Source organism: Echinimonas agarilytica, from assembly GCF_023703465.1.
GTDB classification, from domain to species: Bacteria; Pseudomonadota; Gammaproteobacteria; order Enterobacterales; family Neiellaceae; genus Echinimonas; species Echinimonas agarilytica.
Genome location: NZ_JAMQGP010000007.1, coordinates 184,694 through 203,999, shown reverse-complemented (window position 1 = coordinate 203,999; position 19,306 = coordinate 184,694). Strand labels below are relative to the sequence as shown.

Annotated in this window: 19 protein-coding genes, 2 tRNA genes and 1 other RNA gene; 10 read left to right on the top strand and 12 right to left on the bottom strand. The window is 46.7% G+C overall.

Annotated features, from left to right (window positions below; translation table 11 throughout):
* Positions 1 to 43: 43 nt before the first annotated feature.
* Together NAF29_RS14015 and cspD are read right to left on the bottom strand one after the other, a co-directional pair.
* Positions 44 to 2,275 carry an NADP-dependent isocitrate dehydrogenase gene (locus tag NAF29_RS14015; protein ID WP_251262251.1) on the bottom strand — a complete coding sequence of 744 codons (2,232 nt, stop codon included), beginning with the start codon at positions 2,273 to 2,275 and terminating at the stop codon, positions 44 to 46.
* 333 nt (positions 2,276 to 2,608) lie between these two features.
* Positions 2,609 to 2,827: a cold shock domain-containing protein CspD gene (gene cspD / locus NAF29_RS14010; RefSeq protein WP_251262250.1), complete on the bottom strand. Its 219-nt coding sequence runs from the start codon at positions 2,825 to 2,827 to the stop codon at positions 2,609 to 2,611.
* Between the two features lie 224 nt (positions 2,828 to 3,051).
* Here cspD and clpS point away from each other — a divergent pair, with 224 nt between their 5' ends.
* The gene (clpS, locus tag NAF29_RS14005) at positions 3,052 to 3,369 is read left to right on the top strand and encodes an ATP-dependent Clp protease adapter ClpS (protein WP_251262249.1); all 318 of its coding nucleotides are present in this window, start codon (positions 3,052 to 3,054) and stop codon (positions 3,367 to 3,369) included.
* A 61-nt stretch (positions 3,370 to 3,430) separates the two neighbouring features.
* Positions 3,431 to 5,713: an ATP-dependent Clp protease ATP-binding subunit ClpA gene (gene clpA / locus NAF29_RS14000; RefSeq protein ID WP_251262248.1), complete on the top strand. Its 2,283-nt coding sequence runs from the start codon at positions 3,431 to 3,433 to the stop codon at positions 5,711 to 5,713.
* A gap of 97 nt (positions 5,714 to 5,810) precedes the next feature.
* Here the strand turns inward: clpA and infA are convergent, their stop codons facing one another.
* The 5 genes from infA to ald all read right to left on the bottom strand — a co-directional run bounded on the left by infA (position 5,811) and on the right by ald (position 9,737).
* On the bottom strand, positions 5,811 to 6,029 hold the full coding sequence (gene infA, locus NAF29_RS13995) for a translation initiation factor IF-1 (RefSeq protein ID WP_251262247.1): 219 nt from the start codon (positions 6,027 to 6,029) through the stop codon (positions 5,811 to 5,813).
* An 81-nt stretch (positions 6,030 to 6,110) separates the two neighbouring features.
* Positions 6,111 to 6,833 (bottom strand): arginyltransferase, encoded by a 723-nt coding sequence (locus NAF29_RS13990; RefSeq protein WP_251262246.1) that lies wholly within the window; start codon positions 6,831 to 6,833, stop codon positions 6,111 to 6,113.
* Complete coding sequence (aat, locus tag NAF29_RS13985) at positions 6,823 to 7,506, bottom strand: leucyl/phenylalanyl-tRNA--protein transferase (protein ID WP_251262245.1); 684 nt, start codon at positions 7,504 to 7,506, stop codon at positions 6,823 to 6,825. The genes NAF29_RS13990 and aat overlap by 11 nt, the downstream gene beginning before the upstream one ends.
* 7 nt (positions 7,507 to 7,513) lie before the next feature.
* Entirely contained in the window at positions 7,514 to 8,473 is a 960-nt protein-coding gene (trxB, locus tag NAF29_RS13980) for a thioredoxin-disulfide reductase (protein WP_251262244.1), read from the bottom strand.
* Between the two features lie 148 nt (positions 8,474 to 8,621).
* The gene (ald, locus tag NAF29_RS13975; RefSeq protein WP_251262243.1) at positions 8,622 to 9,737 is read right to left on the bottom strand and encodes an alanine dehydrogenase; all 1,116 of its coding nucleotides are present in this window, start codon (positions 9,735 to 9,737) and stop codon (positions 8,622 to 8,624) included.
* 148 nt (positions 9,738 to 9,885) lie between these two features.
* Between ald and lrp the strand changes: the two genes are divergently transcribed.
* The 5 genes from lrp (at position 9,886) to serS (ending at position 16,256) form a co-directional block, all read left to right on the top strand.
* Positions 9,886 to 10,356 (top strand): leucine-responsive transcriptional regulator Lrp, encoded by a 471-nt coding sequence (gene lrp / locus NAF29_RS13970; protein WP_251262242.1) that lies wholly within the window; start codon positions 9,886 to 9,888, stop codon positions 10,354 to 10,356.
* 118 nt (positions 10,357 to 10,474) lie between these two features.
* A complete protein-coding gene (locus NAF29_RS13965; RefSeq protein ID WP_251262352.1) occupies positions 10,475 to 12,892 on the top strand; it encodes a DNA translocase FtsK in 2,418 nt (805 codons plus the stop codon).
* Positions 12,892 to 13,533 (top strand): outer membrane lipoprotein periplasmic chaperone LolA, encoded by a 642-nt coding sequence (gene lolA / locus NAF29_RS13960; protein ID WP_251262241.1) that lies wholly within the window; start codon positions 12,892 to 12,894, stop codon positions 13,531 to 13,533. The genes NAF29_RS13965 and lolA overlap by 1 nt, the downstream gene beginning before the upstream one ends.
* Before the next feature lie 20 nt (positions 13,534 to 13,553).
* The gene (locus NAF29_RS13955) at positions 13,554 to 14,879 is read left to right on the top strand and encodes a replication-associated recombination protein A (RefSeq protein ID WP_251262240.1); all 1,326 of its coding nucleotides are present in this window, start codon (positions 13,554 to 13,556) and stop codon (positions 14,877 to 14,879) included.
* Positions 14,880 to 14,969: 90 nt separating this feature from the next.
* Positions 14,970 to 16,256: a serine--tRNA ligase gene (gene serS / locus NAF29_RS13950; RefSeq protein ID WP_251262239.1), complete on the top strand. Its 1,287-nt coding sequence runs from the start codon at positions 14,970 to 14,972 to the stop codon at positions 16,254 to 16,256.
* An 82-nt stretch (positions 16,257 to 16,338) separates the two neighbouring features.
* On the opposite strand, the gene NAF29_RS13945 is transcribed toward serS, so the two are convergent.
* The 5 genes from NAF29_RS13945 to NAF29_RS13925 are packed head-to-tail and all read right to left on the bottom strand — an operon-like array spanning position 16,339 to position 18,354.
* Positions 16,339 to 16,662 carry a TusE/DsrC/DsvC family sulfur relay protein gene (locus NAF29_RS13945; protein WP_251262238.1) on the bottom strand — a complete coding sequence of 108 codons (324 nt, stop codon included), beginning with the start codon at positions 16,660 to 16,662 and terminating at the stop codon, positions 16,339 to 16,341.
* An 11-nt stretch (positions 16,663 to 16,673) separates the two neighbouring features.
* Positions 16,674 to 16,937 (bottom strand): DsrH/TusB family sulfur relay protein, encoded by a 264-nt coding sequence (locus tag NAF29_RS13940; RefSeq protein ID WP_251262237.1) that lies wholly within the window; start codon positions 16,935 to 16,937, stop codon positions 16,674 to 16,676.
* Positions 16,921 to 17,271 (bottom strand): sulfurtransferase complex subunit TusC, encoded by a 351-nt coding sequence (gene tusC / locus NAF29_RS13935; protein WP_251262236.1) that lies wholly within the window; start codon positions 17,269 to 17,271, stop codon positions 16,921 to 16,923. The genes NAF29_RS13940 and tusC overlap by 17 nt, the downstream gene beginning before the upstream one ends.
* Positions 17,271 to 17,663, bottom strand: coding sequence for a sulfurtransferase complex subunit TusD (tusD, locus tag NAF29_RS13930; protein WP_251262235.1), 393 nt, complete (start codon positions 17,661 to 17,663; stop codon positions 17,271 to 17,273). The genes tusC and tusD overlap by 1 nt, the downstream gene beginning before the upstream one ends.
* Before the next feature lie 31 nt (positions 17,664 to 17,694).
* Positions 17,695 to 18,354, bottom strand: coding sequence for a Bax inhibitor-1/YccA family protein (locus tag NAF29_RS13925; RefSeq protein WP_251262234.1), 660 nt, complete (start codon positions 18,352 to 18,354; stop codon positions 17,695 to 17,697).
* 248 nt (positions 18,355 to 18,602) lie between these two features.
* Here NAF29_RS13925 and NAF29_RS13920 point away from each other — a divergent pair.
* The 3 genes from NAF29_RS13920 (at position 18,603) to NAF29_RS13910 (ending at position 19,245) form a co-directional block, all read left to right on the top strand.
* Positions 18,603 to 18,694 (top strand) — tRNA-Ser (locus NAF29_RS13920).
* A 251-nt stretch (positions 18,695 to 18,945) separates the two neighbouring features.
* Positions 18,946 to 19,037 (top strand) — tRNA-Ser (locus NAF29_RS13915).
* Positions 19,038 to 19,109: 72 nt separating this feature from the next.
* Positions 19,110 to 19,245, top strand: a non-coding RNA gene (locus tag NAF29_RS13910) — RtT sRNA.
* Positions 19,246 to 19,306 lie beyond the last annotated feature (61 nt).

The following is a 19,306-nucleotide window of genomic DNA, read 5'->3' as shown; positions in this document are numbered from 1 at the left end:
AAAGCGACTCTATTGAGTCGCCTTAGGTGTTTGGGCCTTTAAATTAAGCGATGCTTTCGAGCGCAGCGTTGAATGTTGCGCTTGGACGCATTGCTTCAGCGCCTTTGGCATCATCTGGGTGATAGTAACCCCCGATGTCCATTGCCTTGCCTTGAGCTGAGTTAAGCTCGTCAACAATTTGAGATTCTTGCTCTATCAAAGTCTTCGCTAATGGAGCAAACAGCGCTTGCAACGCCGCGTCGTCAGTTTGAGCTGCCATTGCTTGTGCCCAATAAAGCGCCAAGTAGAAGTGGCTACCGCGGTTATCAAGTTCATTCACGCGACGTGATGGAGACTTGTTATTGTCGAGGAACTGACCATTCGCAATATTTAATGCTTCAGCCAATACCTTGGCTTTAGCGTTGCCTGTTTTGATCGCCAAATCTTCTAAAGAAACAGCCAATGCTAAGAACTCACCAAGAGAGTCCCAACGCAAGTGGTTTTCTTTTTCAAACTGCTGAACATGCTTAGGGGCCGAACCGCCTGCGCCTGTTTCGAACAAGCCTCCACCTGCTAATAAAGGAACAATGGATAACATTTTTGCACTTGTCCCTAGTTCCAAAATTGGGAAGAGGTCAGTGAGGTAGTCACGCAACACGTTACCCGTCACAGAAATTGTATCTTGACCGGCTTTTACTCGAGCGAGAGTGTATTTAGTGGCTTCAACAGGGGCCATAATCTTAATTTCAAGACCAGCTGTGTCATGCTCTTGTAAATAAGCGTTCACTTTAGCAATCAAGTTTGCATCGTGAGCGCGATTTTCGTCTAGCCAGAAGATCGCAGGGTTACCGGTTGCTTTCGCGCGGTTTACGCCTAATTTCACCCAATCTTTTATTGGCAAGTCTTTGGTTTGACACATGCGGAAAATATCGCCTTCAGCGACAGTGTGCTCCATCAAAGTCGTACCGGCAGAGTTAACGACGCGGATAGTACCTGTGCCTGGTGCTTTGAATGTTTTGTCGTGAGAGCCGTACTCTTCGGCTTTTTGAGCCATCAAACCAACGTTTGATACGTTGCCCATTGTTGTCACATCAAATGCGCCATGTTCGCGACAGAAGTTAATCGTCTCTTGATAGACGCCCGCGTAACAGCGATCAGGGATCATTGCTTTAGTGTCGGCTAATTTTCCATCTGGGCCCCACATCTGGCCTGAAGAACGAATGGCCGCAGGCATAGAAGCATCAATGATGATATCGCTTGGAACGTGAAGGTTGGTGATGCCACGATCTGAATCGACCATAGCAAGTGCTGGACGCGTGTCATAAACCGCTAGCAAATCGGCTTCAATTGCTTCACGTTGCTCGGCTGGCAAGTTACCAATTTTTGCGTAAACGTCACCTAAACCGTTACTTGGATCAACACCAAGACCAGTGAATAAATCAGCGTATTTTTCGAATACTTCCTTGTAATAAACAGTGACCGCATGGCCAAACATGATGGGGTCTGAAACCTTCATCATAGTTGCTTTTAAATGCAGTGATAACAATACGCCTTGTTGTTTCGCTTCTTCAGTTTGTTTAGCAAAAAATTCACGGAGTGCACTTACGCTCATTACAGCGGAATCGATGACTTCGCCGGTCAACAATGCTGTTGAAGCTTTTAATACATCGACGCTGCCGTCAGCGGCTACAAATTCGATTTTCACGTCGTCAGCAGCTTCCATCACGACTGATTGCTCGCTGCCGTAAAAGTCGCCAGATTCCATGTGAGCTACGTGAGATTTGGACGTTGTTTCCCAAGCCCCCATAGAGTGCGGGTTTTTCTTAGCGTATTGCTTAACGGGTGCGGCTACGCGACGGTCAGAGTTACCTTCACGAAGAACAGGGTTCACAGCGCTACCTAAAATTTTTGAGTAGCGTGCTTTAATTTTTTGTTCAGCTTCAGTTTGAGGTTCTTCAGGATATTCAGGGATATCGTAACCGTGTGACTGAAGTTCTTTAATTGCAGCGTTTAACTGAGGAATCGATGCACTAACATTTGGCAACTTGATGATGTTTGCGCCTGGGGTCTTAGCCAGTTCGCCTAGTTCAGCAAGTGCGTCAGAGATTTTTTGTTCTTCAGTTAAGTTGTCTGGAAAGTTCGCAATAATGCGGCCAGCCAATGAAATATCACGTGTTTCTACGTCAACGCCAGCAGCCAAAGTGAATGCTTTGACAATTGGAAGCAGAGAGTAGGTTGCCAGAGCAGGGGCTTCATCCGTTTTTGTGTAGATGATTTTTGATGTTGTATCAGACATTTACTTTCCCTTAGTAATGGCGGGTTCACCAGAGATTTGAGTTAGGATACGGAACCTTGAAATATGGCCGAGACCATTCTCATTTTTTTATTCGTCCCGTAAAAAATCGGTCTGCATTATACCAGTAAGGTCAAGTTTTAAGTAGCTCATTTGACACAGCGCACATAAAAAAATATTCGCAATAAATTCATGGCGTTAAGTCGAGTGTTGGGCGTTCAAGTGAAACTTGTAGACTAAAGTCTAATGTGGGGAGGTGGCGATAAAAGAGGGTTTTAGGTAAAAAAAAAGCAGGTCGTGGACCTGCTTTATCTGCGCTGTTCATACCAGACTCGATTACTTTTCATCTTCGTCATGTAGGGTAATCTTCAGCGCGTGATTTCCTTTTGGACCTTCATGCAACTCAAAATCGACTTCTTGTCCGGCTTTCAACGTTCTGTAACCGTCCATTTCAATTGTTGAGTAGTGTGCAAAAACGTCTTCTCCGCCGGTATCTGGACAAATAAACCCAAATCCTTTGGCGTTGTTGAACCATTTCACTTTACCGGTGGCCATACTTCTACTTCCTTTCGTTTACGACTATTGATACTTTTTGTGTCAAAATACAGGCATGGATTTGAAGCCAATACATTGATTGGCGAAAAAACCATCATTGAGCCACTTTAGTACAAATGTTCAATGAGTCAAGAAAGTGCTATGAGTAAGTTAACAAATTGTGCGATTGGTAAAATGTGGACCAATACCGCGGAAAACGAGCGATTCAATGAGCTACTATTATCATGAGTGATAAGAACCAAGATTTAGAAAACGACGTTGTTACGGCAGACCCCAAAATTGAAATAAAAGAGCCTTCGCTCTACAAAGTGGTCTTGAATAACGACGATTACACCCCCATGGAGTTTGTAATAGAAATTTTGCAACGTTTTTTCTTACACAACGTAGAACAAGCTACGCAGATTATGTTGAACGTGCATCATGAGGGTAAAGGAGTCTGTGGCGTCTATACCCGTGACGTAGCGGAAACAAAAGTTGTCCAAGTTAATGAGTATTCGCAAGAGCATGAACATCCGTTGTTATGCTCAATGGAAAAGGCGTAATACTTGCATTGACATTGTGTAGTACACCAATGGTGGTGAACAAAATAGTAGGGGCGTGCCGATGCTGAATAAAGAGTTAGAAGTCTCGTTGAATGACGCATTCCGTGATGCGAGAAATAAACGTCACGAGTTTATGACAGTCGAACACCTGCTATTGGCGCTGATGCAAAACCCAGCGGCAATAAGCGCTCTCGAAGCCTGCGGAGCTGATATCGAAAGATTGAAACTCTCACTATCAGAATTTATTGAACAAACCACTCCACTGATCCCAGTCGAAGACCAAGAGCGTGAAACCCAGCCAACTCTTGGCTTTCAGCGCGTTTTACAACGTGCTGTATTTCATGTGCAATCATCCGGTCGAAGCGAAGTGACAGGCGCGAATGTACTTGTAGCTATGTTTAGCGAACAAGAAAGCCAAGCGGTTTACTTTCTGAAACGTGAATCGGTATCTCGTCTTGATGTGGTTAATTTTATTTCCCATGGTATTCGCAAAGTCGAAAACTCCGGCAGCGATGGGACGAGCACGCAGCAAGAACGGATTGAATCTGAAAATGAAGGGCAAGAAGCTGCCGCATCAGATTCCGTCTTGGCCAATTTTGCGACCAATTTGAATGCAGTTGCACGAGAAGATGGCATTGACCCGCTCATCGGTCGGGAGCTCGAACTGGAACGCACTATTCAAGTGCTATGTCGTCGTCGCAAAAACAACCCATTGCTGGTGGGTGAGGCCGGCGTGGGTAAAACCGCGATTGCTGAAGGCTTGGCATATAAAATTGTTAATAAACAAGTCCCTGATATTATCGAAGACAGTACGATTTACTCGCTCGACTTAGGCGCATTGCTTGCGGGTACGAAGTACCGTGGTGATTTTGAAAAACGATTTAAATCACTGCTCAAAGAGCTCCAAGAGAAGCCCGATGCCATCATGTTTATTGATGAAATCCACACCATTATCGGGGCGGGAGCAGCATCAGGCGGCATGATGGACGCGTCAAACCTAATTAAGCCATTGCTCAGCAGTGGCAAGTTGCGTTGTATCGGAGCCACGACTTATCAGGAATATCGCACTATTTTTGAGAAAGATACGGCTCTGGCGCGCCGCTTTAAAAAGATTGATGTTGTTGAACCGAGTGTGGAGGATACAACCAAGATCTTAATGGGGCTTAAGGGCCGTTATGAATCGCATCATGGTGTTCGTTACACGCGCAGAGCTATTTCATTGGCAGCAGAATTATCTGCGAAGTACATCAATGATCGTCATTTGCCCGACAAAGCGATTGATGTCATTGATGAAGCTGGGGCACACACGCGCTTAGTGCCGGTGAGCCGCCGCAAGAAAACAGTGGGCGTGCATGAGATTGAATCCATCATTGCCAAAATGGCTCGTATTCCGGAAAAGTCAGTGTCATCCACCGATAAAGATGTGTTGAAGCACTTGAGCCGAAATCTGAAAATGGTCGTGTTTGGTCAAGACAATGCAATCGAAGTTCTGTCGGATGCAATTTTGTTGCAGCGCTCTGGTTTAGGGCAAGAGCAAAAACCTGTGGGCAGTTTCTTATTTGCTGGCCCAACCGGCGTGGGTAAAACTGAGGTGACTCAGCAGCTTGCTCGCCAAATGGGAGTTGAGCTTATTCGCTTTGATATGTCTGAATACATGGAGCGGCATGCGGTGAGCCGCTTGATTGGTGCGCCTCCGGGCTACGTGGGATATGACCAAGGTGGTCAGTTAACTGATGCGGTTTTGAACCATCCTCACAGCGTTGTTTTATTAGATGAGATCGAGAAGGCGCATACCGATGTTTATAACTTGTTGTTGCAAGTGATGGACCACGGCACCCTGACCGATAACAATGGTCGCAAAGCTGATTTCCGTAATGTGATTTTAGTGATGACGACCAATGCTGGTGTCCAAGAGACTGTGAAAAAGTCGATTGGGTTCCAAGAACAAGACAACAGCACTGATGCTATGGGTGAAATAAACCGTACATTTACGCCAGAGTTTAGAAACCGCTTGGACGGCATTATTTGGTTTAATCACCTTGATGAAACCGTTATTCAGCAGGTTGTTGATAAATTCATTGTTGAACTTCAAGCTCAGCTCGACGCGAAAGGCGTGTCACTTGATGTTGACGTGAAAGCGCGACGTCACTTGGCTGATCTTGGGTACGACAAGGCCATGGGTGCTCGGCCAATGGCCCGAGTGATTCAAGAAAATATCAAGAAACCACTGGCGAATGAGTTGTTGTTTGGGTGTTTAGCTGATGGTGGCGCTGTGGTCGTGACGTTCAAACGCGGTAAGTTAGTGTTTGATTACGGCAAAGAAACGGTTGATTGTACTGCTTGATCACAAACCCTAAACAGAAAAAGGCCCGCATAAAGCGGGCCTTTTTTATATCAGCATTTATACAAATACCGAAAAATTCTTGTTTGGCGATCGCGAATTAGCGAGCGCGGAACGTGATGCGGCCTTTAGTAAGGTCGTAAGGTGTGAGTTGCACCGTTACCTTATCGCCAGTCAAAATGCGGATGTAGTTTTTACGCATTTTTCCGCTGATGTGTGCGGTGACCACGTGGCCATTTTCTAGTTCCACGCGGAACATTGTGTTTGGCAAGGTATCAAGAACCGTACCTTCCATTTCAATGTTGTCTTCTTTTGCCATTCAGGATTCTCGTTAACTGCCAATTGGAGTAGTAATATAAAGCGCGCCGAATTGTGCACCAATTAGCGCGCGCTGTAAAGGTTAGTCCGATGCTTTTTTATGAGGAAGCCAAAGACCATCAACAAATTCTTGGTGAGGGCGATAGCGTGATTTGTAATTCATGGCCGGGCACTCATCAATTTGGTATCCCAAATACACATGTTTTTTCTCAAGTTGCTTGGCAAATTCGATTTGTTTTAAAACACATGCGGTGCCGAGCGATAGCTTATCTAATTCCGGTGAGAAGAAGGTGTAGAGCGCGGAAAGTGCATTAGGGAGCAGATCGGTTACTGCCACAGCGATAAGTTTATCGCCCAGCCAACCTTCCACGTACATGACTTGTAACCAACTGCATTGAGTAAAGTTTTCCATGTGGTTTGGGTTAGGCGGGTACATGGACCCATCTTGATGTCGCTCAGAGATATAGCGTTCATACAAAGGGTAATGATCAGGATGCGGGGTGAGCGTTGCGCGCCAATCAATATGAGCGTTTTTCTTGTTCACGCGCTTTTGGCTGGTAGACGGCTTAAACTGCTCCACATCAACGCGTAATGACTTACACGCTGAGCAACTAGGGCAGTGTGGTCGATATATATCGCCACCGCTGCGACGAAAACCCTGCGCTAGCAATTGCTCGTATGAGTCGTCGTTGAGTACTTGTTTGTCGAGCACAAACAGCAGTTGCTCCTCGTTTCCGACGATATAACTGCAATCCATAGCGTTGGTAATCGCTAAGCGAGCGGATGTCAAATTTTCATTCGTCATTAAAAATGGCTTCCCTGCTCAGTGCGGCGCATGTTGAAAGGCTGGTGATGAAATCAGCGCGATGCATTAACGAGGCGCCTAAGTTCATCAAGTGGTCATTTTCGAGTTGGCAATCGAGCAAAGGCAATTGTTTATGTTTCATTTGTTCAACAAGAGCCAGAAAAGCTACTTTAGAGGCGCCGGTATGTCGGCTAAACATCGATTCTCCACAAAACACGCCACCGATTTGAAGACCATACAATCCACCCACTAATTTATTACCGAGCCAAATCTCTATGGAGTGTGCGTGATTCATGCGGTGCAATGTTTTGTAGGCATCGATCATATCATCAATGATCCATGTCTCGGGCCGAGTCGCGGTTTCTTCAGCGCACATTTCAATGACGCGATTGAAACATTGATTATAAGTGATCGTGAAAGGGTGATTACGCCAAAGTTTGCGGAGGGTTCGATTGGGTGCGTAAGTGGCTGCGGGCACCACACATCGGGGTTCCGGAGACCACCACATGATGGGTTCTCCTTCACCATACCAAGGGAATATTCCTTGGCGATAGGCGTGAAGTAATCGCTCGGGTTGAAGATCGCCTCCAACCGCGAGCAACCCATTCGGCTCAGCAAGTGCTTTGCCTACGGGGGGAAACTGACTTACGTCATCCGACAGTAGCGTCAGCATCGTGGTGTTACGCCTTGCCTAATGCGTCCAAATAACGTTCTGCATCGAGCGCTGCCATACAGCCAGAGCCAGCAGAGGTAATTGCTTGGCGATAGGTATGATCCATCACGTCTCCCGCAGCGAAAATACCTTCAATTGATGTTTGTGTAGCATTGCCTTCGGTGCCTGATTGAACTTTCAGGTAACCATTGCTCATTTCGAGTTGGCCGTCGAAAATTTGCGTGTTTGGCTTGTGGCCAATGGCAATAAATACGCCCATCACGTCAACGGTTTCAGTGGCATCGCTTTTGGTGTCTTTGAGGCGAATGCTGGTCACACCCATGTCGTCGCCGAGCACTTCATCAAGCGTACGATCGGTATGAAGAATAATCTTGCCTTCAGCAACTTTATCTTCCAGACGCTTGATCAGTATTTTTTCTGCACGGAAGGTATCACGGCGGTGGACCAAGTGAACTTCTGACGCAATATTCGCCAAGTACAACGCTTCTTCAACAGCGGTATTACCGCCGCCGACAACGGCTACTTTTTGATTGCGATAGAAAAAGCCATCACAGGTCGCACATGCTGAAACACCTTTGCCCATAAACGCTGTTTCAGACTCTAGGCCTAAATACATGGCAGAAGCACCAGTACAGATAATCAGTGAGTCGCATGTGTATTCCGCTGAATCACCAATGAGGCGGAATGGACGCTCGCTAAAATCAACACGGTTGATGTGATCGTAAATAATTTCTGTGTCGAATTTTTCAGCATGTTGCTTCATGCGATCCATCAACGCAGGTCCTGTTAATCCTTCAGGATCACCAGGCCAATTTTCAACATCTGTGGTGGTGGTCAATTGACCGCCTTGTTGAATACCGGTAACTAAAACTGGGTTCAGGTTGGCACGCGCAGCATATACAGCCGCGGTATAACCTGCAGGACCCGAACCTAAAATCATTAATTTATTGTGTTTGGCTTCACTCATTACGTGACTCCCAAGCCGAAGTGGTGCGAAACAGAGCCGCAGATTCTACGCGTGTTCGTTAGTGAACGTAAATATAAAGTGTGGGCATAGAGGCAAAATAAAAGGCCCAACAGGGCCCTTTTTAGCAAATACGTTAGAACGTTTTGTTTTATGACAATGCCTGTTTTGCAGGTACGAACGGGTAGTTTAATGCCGTAGCAACACTTTCACAGGTAATTTGACCGTTGATCACATTCAAGCCATTCATTAGATGTGAATTTTCTGTGAGGGCGCGTTTGTAGCCTTTGTCGGCCAGCTCGATGATGTAGGGCAGTGTGGCATTGTTCAGTGCAAATGTGCTGGTCAGTGGTACGGCACCTGGCATGTTAGCAACGCAATAGTGCACCACTCCATCAACTACGTAAGTAGGTTCGTCGTGTGTGGTGGCTACTGATGTTTCAATACAGCCACCTTGGTCAATCGCTACGTCGACGATGGCTGCTCCATTTTTCATATCTCGGATATGCTCAGCCGTGACGAGTTTTGGAGCGGCTGCACCCGGGATGAGAACGCCACCGATCACCAAATCGGCGTCGAGCACGTGCTTCTCAATCGCTTCGGTCGTTGAGTATACAGTGGTGATAGCATTGCCGAATTGGGCGTTCAAGCGGCGAAGTACCGGAATACTTCGGTCCAGAATGACAACATTTGCGCCCGTGCCGATTGCCATTTGCGCCGCGTTTGCGCCGACCATGCCGCCACCAATGATCACGACTTTCGCAGGTTCAACGCCTGGTACACCGCCAAGCAACATACCTCGGCCCTTGCGAGAACGTTCAAGCGCTTGCGCACCAGCTTGAATCGACATACGCCCAGCGACTTCAGACATAGGGGCAAGCAACGGTAGGCCGCCAGTGTTGTCAGTTACCGTTTCATATGCGATGCAAACAGCTTTGGAGTCGACCAAATCTGTGGTTTGTTCCGGATCAGGGGCAAGGTGCAGGTAGGTAAACAAGATTTGTCCTTCACGTAACATTGCACGCTCAACAGCCTGAGGCTCCTTCACTTTGACAATCATATCTGATGTTGCAAATACGCTAGCAGCATCGGACGCTATATCAGCTCCTGCAGCTTGGTATTCGGAGTCTGCGAAGCCAATGCCTAACCCTGCGCCGGTTTGGACCAACACTTGATGGCCACGTTGAGTGAGTTCTCGAACACTGGCTGGCACCATGCCGACTCGATATTCGTGATTTTTAATTTCTGTTGGGACGCCGATTAGCATGGTCTTTACTCGCTTGAATGTAGGGATGAATTGTTATCAAGTATAGAAATATGTTTAACGAATTACTTACCAAAAAACTACAATTTTATAGCGATAAAAACTGATATGATGTAAAAAACATTGTTAAAACACTGGTTAATTGCTTTACATGCCAAACAAACCACTTGATCGAATTGATCGGAAAATTCTTACAGAGCTTCAAAATAACGGGCGAATGTCTAATGTTGAGCTGTCTCGCTGCGTTGGCCTTTCGGCGACACCTTGTTTGGAACGTGTAAAACGGCTCGAACAACAAGGCGTCATTACCGGATATCAAGCCAATATCGACCCTGCAAAGGTTGGCAGTAGTTTGTTAGTAATTATTGAGGTTACGCTTGATCGTTCAAGCCCCGATGTATTCGAAAAATTCAACAAAGCAGTGTTTCAGTTGGACGAGATATTGGAATGCTATTTGGTGAGCGGGAGTTTTGATTACCTGATGAAAACTCGGGTGTCTGATATGTCGGCGTATCGGGCAATGCTCAGCCATACTTTGCTTAAATTACCCGGTGTTAGCGACACCCGAACTTACGTAGTCATGGAAGAAGTACAGGCTAAAACAACCCTACAAATTAAATAGTAGGCTTGGTGCATTACCGAGCCTCAACACTTTGGTAATGGCCATGATTTTGTTAAGGTGTAGCGAGTTTTTCATATGGAATTGATTTGTCTTGAACGAAACAGCGGTGCGCCCGACCATGACTGGCTTACAACGGCTCTTTGAAGCTGGCTTATTACTTTTTTCTGTAGCGGCGCTATTCCTACTGATTGCCCTTGTTACTTTTCATCCTGGGGATCCGGGTTGGTCTCAAAGCAGTTTTCACGGCGACATACACAATGCCGCTGGCTCTGCTGGTGCTTGGTGCGCCGATTTTCTATTGTTCATGTTTGGCTGGTCTGCTTACTTTGCCCCTATTTTAATTGCGTTGTTAGGCTGGGCTTTGTTCAATCACAGATACAACATGACTAAATTAGATTACCTTTCTTTAAGTTTAAGAATGATAGGCAGTGTGAGTTTGTTGCTCGGTTTAACCGGCTTGTCCAGTATCAACTTTGATGATCTGTACAACTTCAGTTCAGGCGGATTGTTTGGCGATCTTGTTGCACAGTCATTTCTACCTGTGTTTGGTTTAGGAGGTAGTTTACTGCTGCTTACGGCACTCGTGGTGCTGGCATTTAACCTCTTGTCGGGCTGGTCGCTGGTGATGCTGGCGGAACGGCTGGGGGAAAAAGTATGTCGCGCTGCAGACTGGCTATGGCAATGGCCACAGCAATGGTTAGAACAGCGCCGAAATGAGCAAGAAGAAGCCGAGCAAGAGCAGGTTGATGATATGCAAACCGAGGCGTTGAACTCGGTGGCGCCCGCACCTGAAGTCGAAGCTGAAGAAGAGAAACCGGCCATGAGTAGCTTGCTTAAAGATCTTCTTGGCGGCGCTAAAGAAGAGGTCATTGCAGAGCGAAAAGAGCCGTCTCTCGAAGACAGCAGCTCAGCAGAGCCGACAGACATGCCACCTTTGGCAGCTCCACCAAGTCCATCGGCTCAAGAAACTGAAGGCGACGAATTTGTGGTGCAAGACGGGACGGTTTATCACAAAGATCAACTGAACCCAGATATTCCTCCTATGGCACCTTTGCCATCGCTTGAGCTATTAGATAAACCGCAGAAGCGAGAAAATCCGATCACGCAGGAAGAGCTCGATGCCGTGTCTGCGTTGGTCGAAGCGAAGTTACTCGATTTCAATATTCAAGCCAAAGTGGTGGGTGTCTTTCCTGGCCCTGTGATCACGCGTTTTGAGCTTGATTTAGCGCCAGGTATTAAAGTGTCGAAGCTCACTAATCTATCGAAAGATTTGGCGCGCAGTTTGTCCGCCCTTAGCGTTCGTGTGGTTGAGGTGATCCCAGGTAAAACTTACGTTGGTATTGAAATTCCAAACAAACATCGTGAAATTGTTCGACTCAGTGAAGTTTTGGTTTCTGAAAAATTCGACGAGGCGAAGTCACCTTTAACGATGGTGTTGGGAGGCGATATCGCCGGTCAACCCGTAGTGGTGGACCTTGCAAAAATGCCGCACTTACTGGTGGCAGGTACAACCGGCTCGGGTAAGTCTGTTGGGGTCAACGTGATGATTGTGAGCTTGCTATACAAAAGCTCACCAGAGGAAGTTCGTTTCATTATGATCGACCCCAAAATGTTGGAGTTGTCGGTGTATGAAGGCATTCCTCATTTGTTGGCCGAAGTTGTCACCGATATGAAGGAGGCATCGAATGCATTGCGCTGGTGTGTGGGCGAAATGGAGCGACGCTATAAATTGATGTCAGCTATGGGCGTTCGTAATCTAGATGGCTTTAATAAAAAGGTACGTGACGCGCGCGAAGCCGGTCAGCCGCTGTTCGATCCGTTGTGGAAAGAAACCGACCAGTTTGAAAGCGAAGCGCCTATGCTTGAAACACTGCCACGCATTGTTGTTGTTGTGGATGAATTTGCTGACATGATGATGATTGTTGGCAAAAAAGTTGAAGAGCTTATTGCGCGTATTGCCCAAAAAGCCCGCGCGGCGGGTATTCACCTTATTTTGGCAACGCAACGTCCAAGTGTAGATGTGATCACTGGCCTGATCAAAGCCAACATTCCAACTCGCATGGCATTCCAAGTTTCATCGCGTATTGACTCCAGAACGATTCTCGACCAACAAGGGGCAGAGAACTTGTTGGGGCAGGGCGATATGCTGTATCTACCGCCTGGATCTGGCGTACCTACGCGAGTTCACGGAGCATTTGTTGATGACCATGAAGTTCATGCCGTTGTCAGTGATTGGAAAGTTCGTGGCAAGCCTAACTACTTAAAAGAAATTTTGAGTGGTGAAGGCAGTGAAGACATTGTTATGCCTGGCGAAAAAACCAGTGAAGAGGAAGATTATGATCCGCTATACGACGAAGCGGTAGCGTTTGTGTGCGAAACACGACGCGGTTCTATCTCAAGTGTGCAGCGTAAACTTAAAATTGGTTATAACCGCGCGGCACGAATTATTGAACAAATGGAAGTGGATGGTATTGTTTCGCAGCCGGGTAATAACGGTAACCGCGAAGTCCTTGCTCCTCCACCGGTAAAAGATTAATGACAGTAATTAAACGTTTTGTAGGCCGCACGGTGATGACCAGCGCAGCGCTCTTATTAAGTAGTTTGGTGTCTTTTAGCGCAATAGCCGACCGCGAATCTGAAATTCAACTGCAAGACTATTTGTCGAGTATGAAGGGGTTTCAAGCAGACTTTAAGCAAACTGTTTTCGACGAAAAACAAAGTTTGCTTCAGCAGTCGTCTGGCCAATTGATGATTAAACACCCCAATAAACTCCGTTGGGAAGTTCAAATCCCAGATGAAGAGTTGTTGCTTTCTGATGGCGTGACGTTATGGCTTTACAGTCCATTTTTAGAGCAAGTGAGTGTGTTTGATTTGGAACAGTCCATTTCCCAATCACCTTTTATGTTGCTCACCAGTGACGATCCCGATGTTTGGCGAGAGTATTCCATTGAGAAAAACGATAAAGGCTACCGAATTACGCCGAACAATGTAACCAACGTAGCTTGGCTCCAAGTCAATTTAAATGCTGATGTGATCGAATCAATTATCATGCTCGACTCTCAAAGTAAGCGCACAGTATTTACATTAAGTAATTTCGCCAAAACAGCGCCTGAAGACGACAACCTTTTCACCTTTGTTGTTCCCGACGGTGTTGACGTTGATGATCAACGTCCTTAGCCAATACGAATGACTAACTCATGAATAACGACCTATTTGGTCATGCTCAACATCAACCGTTGGCCGCTCGCATGCGGCCCAAACGATTGGAAGACTATGTTGGCCAGCAGCACATATTAGGGCAAGGCAAAGGCTTGCGTCGCTCGCTTGAAGCGGGCCAGTGCCACTCAATGATTTTGTGGGGTCCTCCGGGGACGGGAAAGACCACGTTAGCAGAAATCATAGCCTTCTACGCCGACTCTCACGTTGAGCGTATCTCTGCAGTGAGTGCCGGGGTTAAAGATATTCGCGCGGCAATTACCAACGCGCAGAGTAAATCTTCGCGTACCTTATTGTTTATTGATGAGGTCCATCGTTTCAACAAATCGCAGCAAGACGCCTTACTGCCGTTTATTGAAGATGGCACAGTTACATTTATTGGTGCAACTACAGAAAACCCATCCTTTGAACTGAATAACGCACTGCTTTCGAGGGCACGAGTTTATCTGCTCAAGTCATTAACGACGGATGATCTAAACGTTGTGATTGACCGAGCTTTGACCTCAGAAGAAGGCCTTCAACTTGGTTTAGAGCACCTAACAAACGATGCTCGAACAGCGCTGATTAGAGCGTCACAAGGTGACGCCAGACGGCTACTCAATACGCTTGAGATTGCACACGATCTAGCCTCGGTTAATGAGCACGGCCAAGCTATTGTGAGCCTCGAATCTATTCAAGAGGCTGCTGGCGAACAAGCGGTGGCAGCCGACAAGCAAGGCGACCGATATTATGATTTATTATCGGCATTTCATAAGTCGATTCGCGGCTCATCACCCGATGGTGCTTTGTATTGGTTTGCATGCATGCTTGAAAGTGGGATGGATCCGTTGCTTGCAGCGCGCCGCTTATTAGCTATTGCATCAGAAGATGTTGGTAATGCCGACCCCAAAGCGATGCAAGTCGCGTTGTCGGCATGGGACTGCTTTCACCGTGTTGGCCCCGCCGAAGGCGAACGCGCCATTGCTCAGGCTGCGGTGTACATGGCTGTTGCCCCAAAAAGTAACGCTGTGTATACCGCATATAAAGCAGCGCGAGCGGCAGTTCGAGAACTTGGCACGCTAGAGGTGCCCTTGCATTTGCGCAATGCGCCCACCGAATTGATGAAGGAAATGGGGTGCAACGACGGGTATCGATATGCGCATGATGAGCCGCTCGGTTTTGCTGCAGGCGAGAATTATTTGCCAGATAGGCTCAAAGATGTTGCTTTTTATCAGCCCACAGAACGCGGACTCGAAAAGAAAATAACTGAAAAGATGGCGTGGATGGATGAGTTGAACAAAAATGCGGCTAACAAGCGCCATAAGTAGCTGAAACCCGCAATTGTGCTTTGCCTCCACTGAGCAGAGCGGGTAAAATCAGTGCGTTTTTAAATTAATACATTCCGATTGGATAACACGATGTTAGACGCTAAGTTACTCAGAAATGATTTGGACAATGTTGTTGCACAGCTTGCCCGCAAAGGATTTGAATTTGATAAAGATGGTTTCTTAGCGCTGGAATCCCGTCGTAAAGATCTTCAAGTTGAAACCGAAACCTTGCAGAACGAGCGTAATGTTCGTTCAAAAGGCATTGGCAAAGCTAAGGCCGCCGGTGAAGATATTGCGCCATTGTTAGCCGAAGTGGGTGAATTGGGTAGCAAATTAGATTCTGCTAAGATTGAACTGACAGAGCTTCAAGACAAGTTGAATGATCTTTTGTTGGGCGTACCCAACTTGCCTGCTGCTGACGTGCCAGATGGTAAAGACGAAGATGACAACGTAGAAGTAAGCCGTTGGGGAACGCCACGTGAATTCGATTTTGAAGTTCAGGATCATGTTGATGTGGGCGCAACGAACAATGGTTTAGACTTTGAAACTGCAGTGAAAGTCAGTGGTTCCCGGTTTATCATCATGCGCGGTGAAATGGCGCGTCTGAACCGTGCTCTATCTCAATTTATGTTAGATCTTCACACGCAAGAGCACGGTTATACTGAGTGTTACGTTCCGTATCTAGTGAATTCAGACAGCTTGTTTGGAACCGGCCAGTTACCCAAGTTCGCAGAAGACTTGTTTCACACTCAGCCGGCCACTGAAGAAGGTGTGGGGATGTCACTGATTCCAACTGCCGAAGTGCCATTGACCAATACCGTCAGAGACACTATTTTAGATTTCTCTGCACTACCGGTGAAACTCACAGCACACACGCCATGTTTCCGTTCTGAAGCCGGTTCATACGGCCGCGACACTCGTGGGCTTATCCGTCAGCATCAGTTTGATAAAGTTGAATTGGTGCAGGTGGTTGAGCCATCAAAGTCGATGGACGCGTTGGAGGAGCTCACAGGCCAGGCTGAAAAAGTGCTTCAACTGCTTAACTTACCCTATCGCAAGGTCGTGTTGTGTACCGGTGACATGACATTCGGAGCGCAAAAAACTTACGACTTGGAGGTCTGGTTACCGTCACAAGACACTTACCGTGAAATATCCTCATGTTCGAATATGGGTGATTTCCAAGCACGTCGCATGCAAGCTCGTTATCGTGCAGAAGGCGCTAAAAAACCTGATTTACTCCATACGCTTAACGGTTCAGGTTTAGCTGTAGGGCGGACGTTAGTCGCTATTTTAGAAAATTATCAGCGCGCTGATGGAAAAGTAGATGTGCCAGAAGTACTCGTGCCTTATATGGGCGGAAAACAAGTAATTGGCTAAGCCAACTTGTTCATCTAAAAAAGCCGCTCTCGAGCGGCTTTTTTTGTGTTTACTACATCAACCCAAGTGGGTCAGAGAAGCTTTAGATACACTTTGCTGGTTTGGGCAAACCTGCAATCCGGGTGGCCTGCTTCGCAGGGCCTTTTTTAAACAAACGATACAAATAACGGCTATTGGCTTTTTCTTCTGGCCACTGTTTTGACAATGCTTTAATCAGCATTCGAATGGCGGGGCTGGTATCAAATTCTAAATAGAATTGTCGAACAAAGTTCACCACTTCCCAGTGCTCAGCTGAAAGCTCAATGTTTTCGAGTTTAGCAAATTCAGTGGCGACCGTTTCAGACCAGTCATTTACATTGGCGAGGTAGCCGTGTTTGTCGAGTGTTAAAACATCACCGTTTGGCATGTGTAATTCATTCATAGACGGATGATTTGATCGTGTGAGAGCGACAGTTTAACCCAGTCGTCGTGGTCTACCAACTGAGCTTGGGTTGTGATGGCCCGAGCCACTACATCCGATGTCAGAACATATACACGAGCAGTCCGAAAATGCTCACTGGCATGCAAATACACGCCATTTTCCACCAATAATATGGAATCCGCAGAGGACACGTGTTGGGACCATGCTGGCGGTGTTTCAGAACGAACCACGTAAAGTATCGATTTAGACTCTGATGACATGAGTCGCTCCTAATATCAGCGCATGAATGTCGTCTGTAGTTGCAGTTTGAACCGGTGTGACGCATTGCTGAGTATCGATAGAGAAGCGACTTAAGCTTGTTTGGCATGCATAAACATTGTCGATGTCGTACATCGGGAGTGCTTTCATCAATTTTGACATGTTTTTTGCGCCGGCTTGTTTGGCGTTCGGCATCGATTGTAATTGCATGACGCCAGCGTCAGATAGTAGCAATGTTACAGCCTGATCGTAGGCCGCAAATGCCAACGCAGCATCGAGCGTCTCGCGGGCTGCAACGTCGCCAATTGGTGATTGAGTACTCCAAATTAAAACCATTAGAATTGTATCACTCGGTCTGATGAAATGGATGCTTTCACTAATACACCTAAACCGCCAATCTTAAAGCCCTCTGCAAGTTGTGCTTGCTCTGCTTCCTCTGCTTCCTCTAAAGATTCAGCGCCGCCTAACCCTCGACGCTGAGAGGCAGCACTGCAAATTTCTAAATTTAGATTGTGAGATGTTGCGAGCTGTTGCCAATGTACTTGCGGGTCCCATTCGTCGGCGGGGAGATCAAGTCGAGAATCGGCAATGCGCACCGCATCTTGAAAGAAGAATATTTGTTGAATTTGATGCCCTTGTTCAAGTGCCGAACGGCAAAACGAAATGGCATTGAAATGTGCGTTGTATCGTTCAGGAGAACTATCGATAAGAAGCGTAAAAGTAGTCATAAAAAAAAGCCCCTTTCGGGGCTTTCTCGAATTAGTCGTCGTTCATCACGCCCAACAAGTGGAGCAAGTGAACAAACAAGTTAAACACGTCGAGATATAAAGCAACAGTCGCACGAATGTAGTTCGTCTCGCCACCATTGATAATACGACTTGTGTCAAAAAGGATCAGGCCAGACATGACCAGCACCATTGCTGCAGAGATTGCCAAGCTCAACGCTGGAATCTGCAAGAAGATGTTCGCGATTGACGCAACAACAGCGACAATCAAGCCTGTCATTAAGAAGCCGCCCATGAACGAGAAGTCTTTCTTCGTAGTCATTGCATATGCAGACAGTCCGAAGAAGATTAACGCCGTTCCACCGAGTGCTTGCATAATTAGCGATGGGCCGTTTGGCATCGCAGCATAGGCATTCAACATTGGTCCAAGCGAGGCTCCCATCAAACCTGTGAATGCAAAGATCCATCCCAGACCTGATGCAGAGTCAGCTTTTTTGTTTACAACGAATAGCAAACCGAATGCCGCAAGCATCATTACTAAAGCAGCAATATGGCTCAAATTCATTGCCATAGATACGCCGGCTGTGACGGTGCTGAAAAGTAGAGTCATACCCAACAGTGAATAAGTATTACGAACCATCTTATTGATGGAACCAGCTTCCACTGCTGGGCTATACATGCTTGGTTGTGCCATTAATTGGCTCCTTTTAAAAATACACTTAAGCGTTTAGAACCCAATTATACGTGTGAGTTCCCGACTTGTATTAATAGTGGCGATGATTCGTTTGTTTTTCAAGTTCTAACGGTTACATATTGTGTCAATAAAGCTGGTTTTTTCTTGATGATTGATTGAAAAAACAGCGGTTGCGAAGGAATGCGATGTTTTTGTGAATTTTTACTTTACAACTTTCAAGCGCATCATTAATATGCGCCCACTGCTGCGGAGAGATGGCAGAGCTCGGTTGAATGCACCTGACTTGAAATCAGGCGAAGGGTCAAACCTTCCGGGGGTTCGAATCCCTCTCTCTCCGCCACTTATTTCGAAAAGCCTGCTTTGATAGCAGGCTTTTTTCGTTGAGGGCTCAAATTACGGTTGAGCGTTAAACGCCGCTATTGAAAAGAGAGGGTGAGAGCCCCCGCTGGGTTCGAGCTGAGCGCTTGCTCATACGTTGGTCGTTTTGAATGTTGATTGACCAGTTTGTACGAAGTTCAAGCAAACAAAATGTATTTCATATTTTTTACTTTACAAGCGTAAGCCTCATCATTATTATGCGCTCACTGCTGCGGAGAGATGGCAGAGCTCGGTTGAATGCACCTGACTTGAAATCAGGCGAAGGGTCAAACCTTCCGGGGGTTCGAATCCCTCTCTCTCCGCCACTTATTTCGAAAAGCCTGCTTTGATAGCAGGCTTTTTTCGTTGAGGGCTCAAATTACGGTTGAGCGCCAAACGCCGCTATTGAAAAGAGAGGGTGAGAGCCCCCGCTGGGTTCGAGCTGAGCGCTTTGTAAAAAGCGCGAAACAACGACGCTTTAGCGTCGGCCCGAAGGGAAGGTGCTTGCACCGTATCATCCCTCTCTGGGCCACTTATTTCGAAAAGCCTGCTTTGATAGCAGGCTTTTTTCGTTGAGGGCTCAAATTACGGTTGA

Excerpts from the sequence above, each read along its gene's own strand:
- NAF29_RS14015 (WP_251262251.1), bottom strand. The coding sequence starts at position 2,275 with ATGTCTGATACAACATCAAAAATCATCTACACAAAAACGGATGAAGCC.
- cspD (WP_251262250.1), bottom strand. The coding sequence starts at position 2,827 with ATGGCCACCGGTAAAGTGAAATGGTTCAACAACGCCAAAGGATTTGGG.
- clpS (WP_251262249.1), top strand. The coding sequence starts at position 3,052 with ATGAGTGATAAGAACCAAGATTTAGAAAACGACGTTGTTACGGCAGAC.
- clpA (WP_251262248.1), top strand. The coding sequence starts at position 3,431 with ATGCTGAATAAAGAGTTAGAAGTCTCGTTGAATGACGCATTCCGTGAT.
- infA (WP_251262247.1), bottom strand. The coding sequence starts at position 6,029 with ATGGCAAAAGAAGACAACATTGAAATGGAAGGTACGGTTCTTGATACC.
- NAF29_RS13990 (WP_251262246.1), bottom strand. The coding sequence starts at position 6,833 with ATGACGAATGAAAATTTGACATCCGCTCGCTTAGCGATTACCAACGCT.
- aat (WP_251262245.1), bottom strand. The coding sequence starts at position 7,506 with ATGCTGACGCTACTGTCGGATGACGTAAGTCAGTTTCCCCCCGTAGGC.
- trxB (WP_251262244.1), bottom strand. The coding sequence starts at position 8,473 with ATGAGTGAAGCCAAACACAATAAATTAATGATTTTAGGTTCGGGTCCT.
- ald (WP_251262243.1), bottom strand. The coding sequence starts at position 9,737 with ATGCTAATCGGCGTCCCAACAGAAATTAAAAATCACGAATATCGAGTC.
- lrp (WP_251262242.1), top strand. The coding sequence starts at position 9,886 with ATGCCAAACAAACCACTTGATCGAATTGATCGGAAAATTCTTACAGAG.
- NAF29_RS13965 (WP_251262352.1), top strand. The coding sequence starts at position 10,475 with ATGACTGGCTTACAACGGCTCTTTGAAGCTGGCTTATTACTTTTTTCT.
- lolA (WP_251262241.1), top strand. The coding sequence starts at position 12,892 with ATGACAGTAATTAAACGTTTTGTAGGCCGCACGGTGATGACCAGCGCA.
- NAF29_RS13955 (WP_251262240.1), top strand. The coding sequence starts at position 13,554 with ATGAATAACGACCTATTTGGTCATGCTCAACATCAACCGTTGGCCGCT.
- serS (WP_251262239.1), top strand. The coding sequence starts at position 14,970 with ATGTTAGACGCTAAGTTACTCAGAAATGATTTGGACAATGTTGTTGCA.
- NAF29_RS13945 (WP_251262238.1), bottom strand. The coding sequence starts at position 16,662 with ATGCCAAACGGTGATGTTTTAACACTCGACAAACACGGCTACCTCGCC.
- NAF29_RS13940 (WP_251262237.1), bottom strand. The coding sequence starts at position 16,937 with ATGTCATCAGAGTCTAAATCGATACTTTACGTGGTTCGTTCTGAAACA.
- tusC (WP_251262236.1), bottom strand. The coding sequence starts at position 17,271 with ATGGTTTTAATTTGGAGTACTCAATCACCAATTGGCGACGTTGCAGCC.
- tusD (WP_251262235.1), bottom strand. The coding sequence starts at position 17,663 with ATGACTACTTTTACGCTTCTTATCGATAGTTCTCCTGAACGATACAAC.
- NAF29_RS13925 (WP_251262234.1), bottom strand. The coding sequence starts at position 18,354 with ATGGCACAACCAAGCATGTATAGCCCAGCAGTGGAAGCTGGTTCCATC.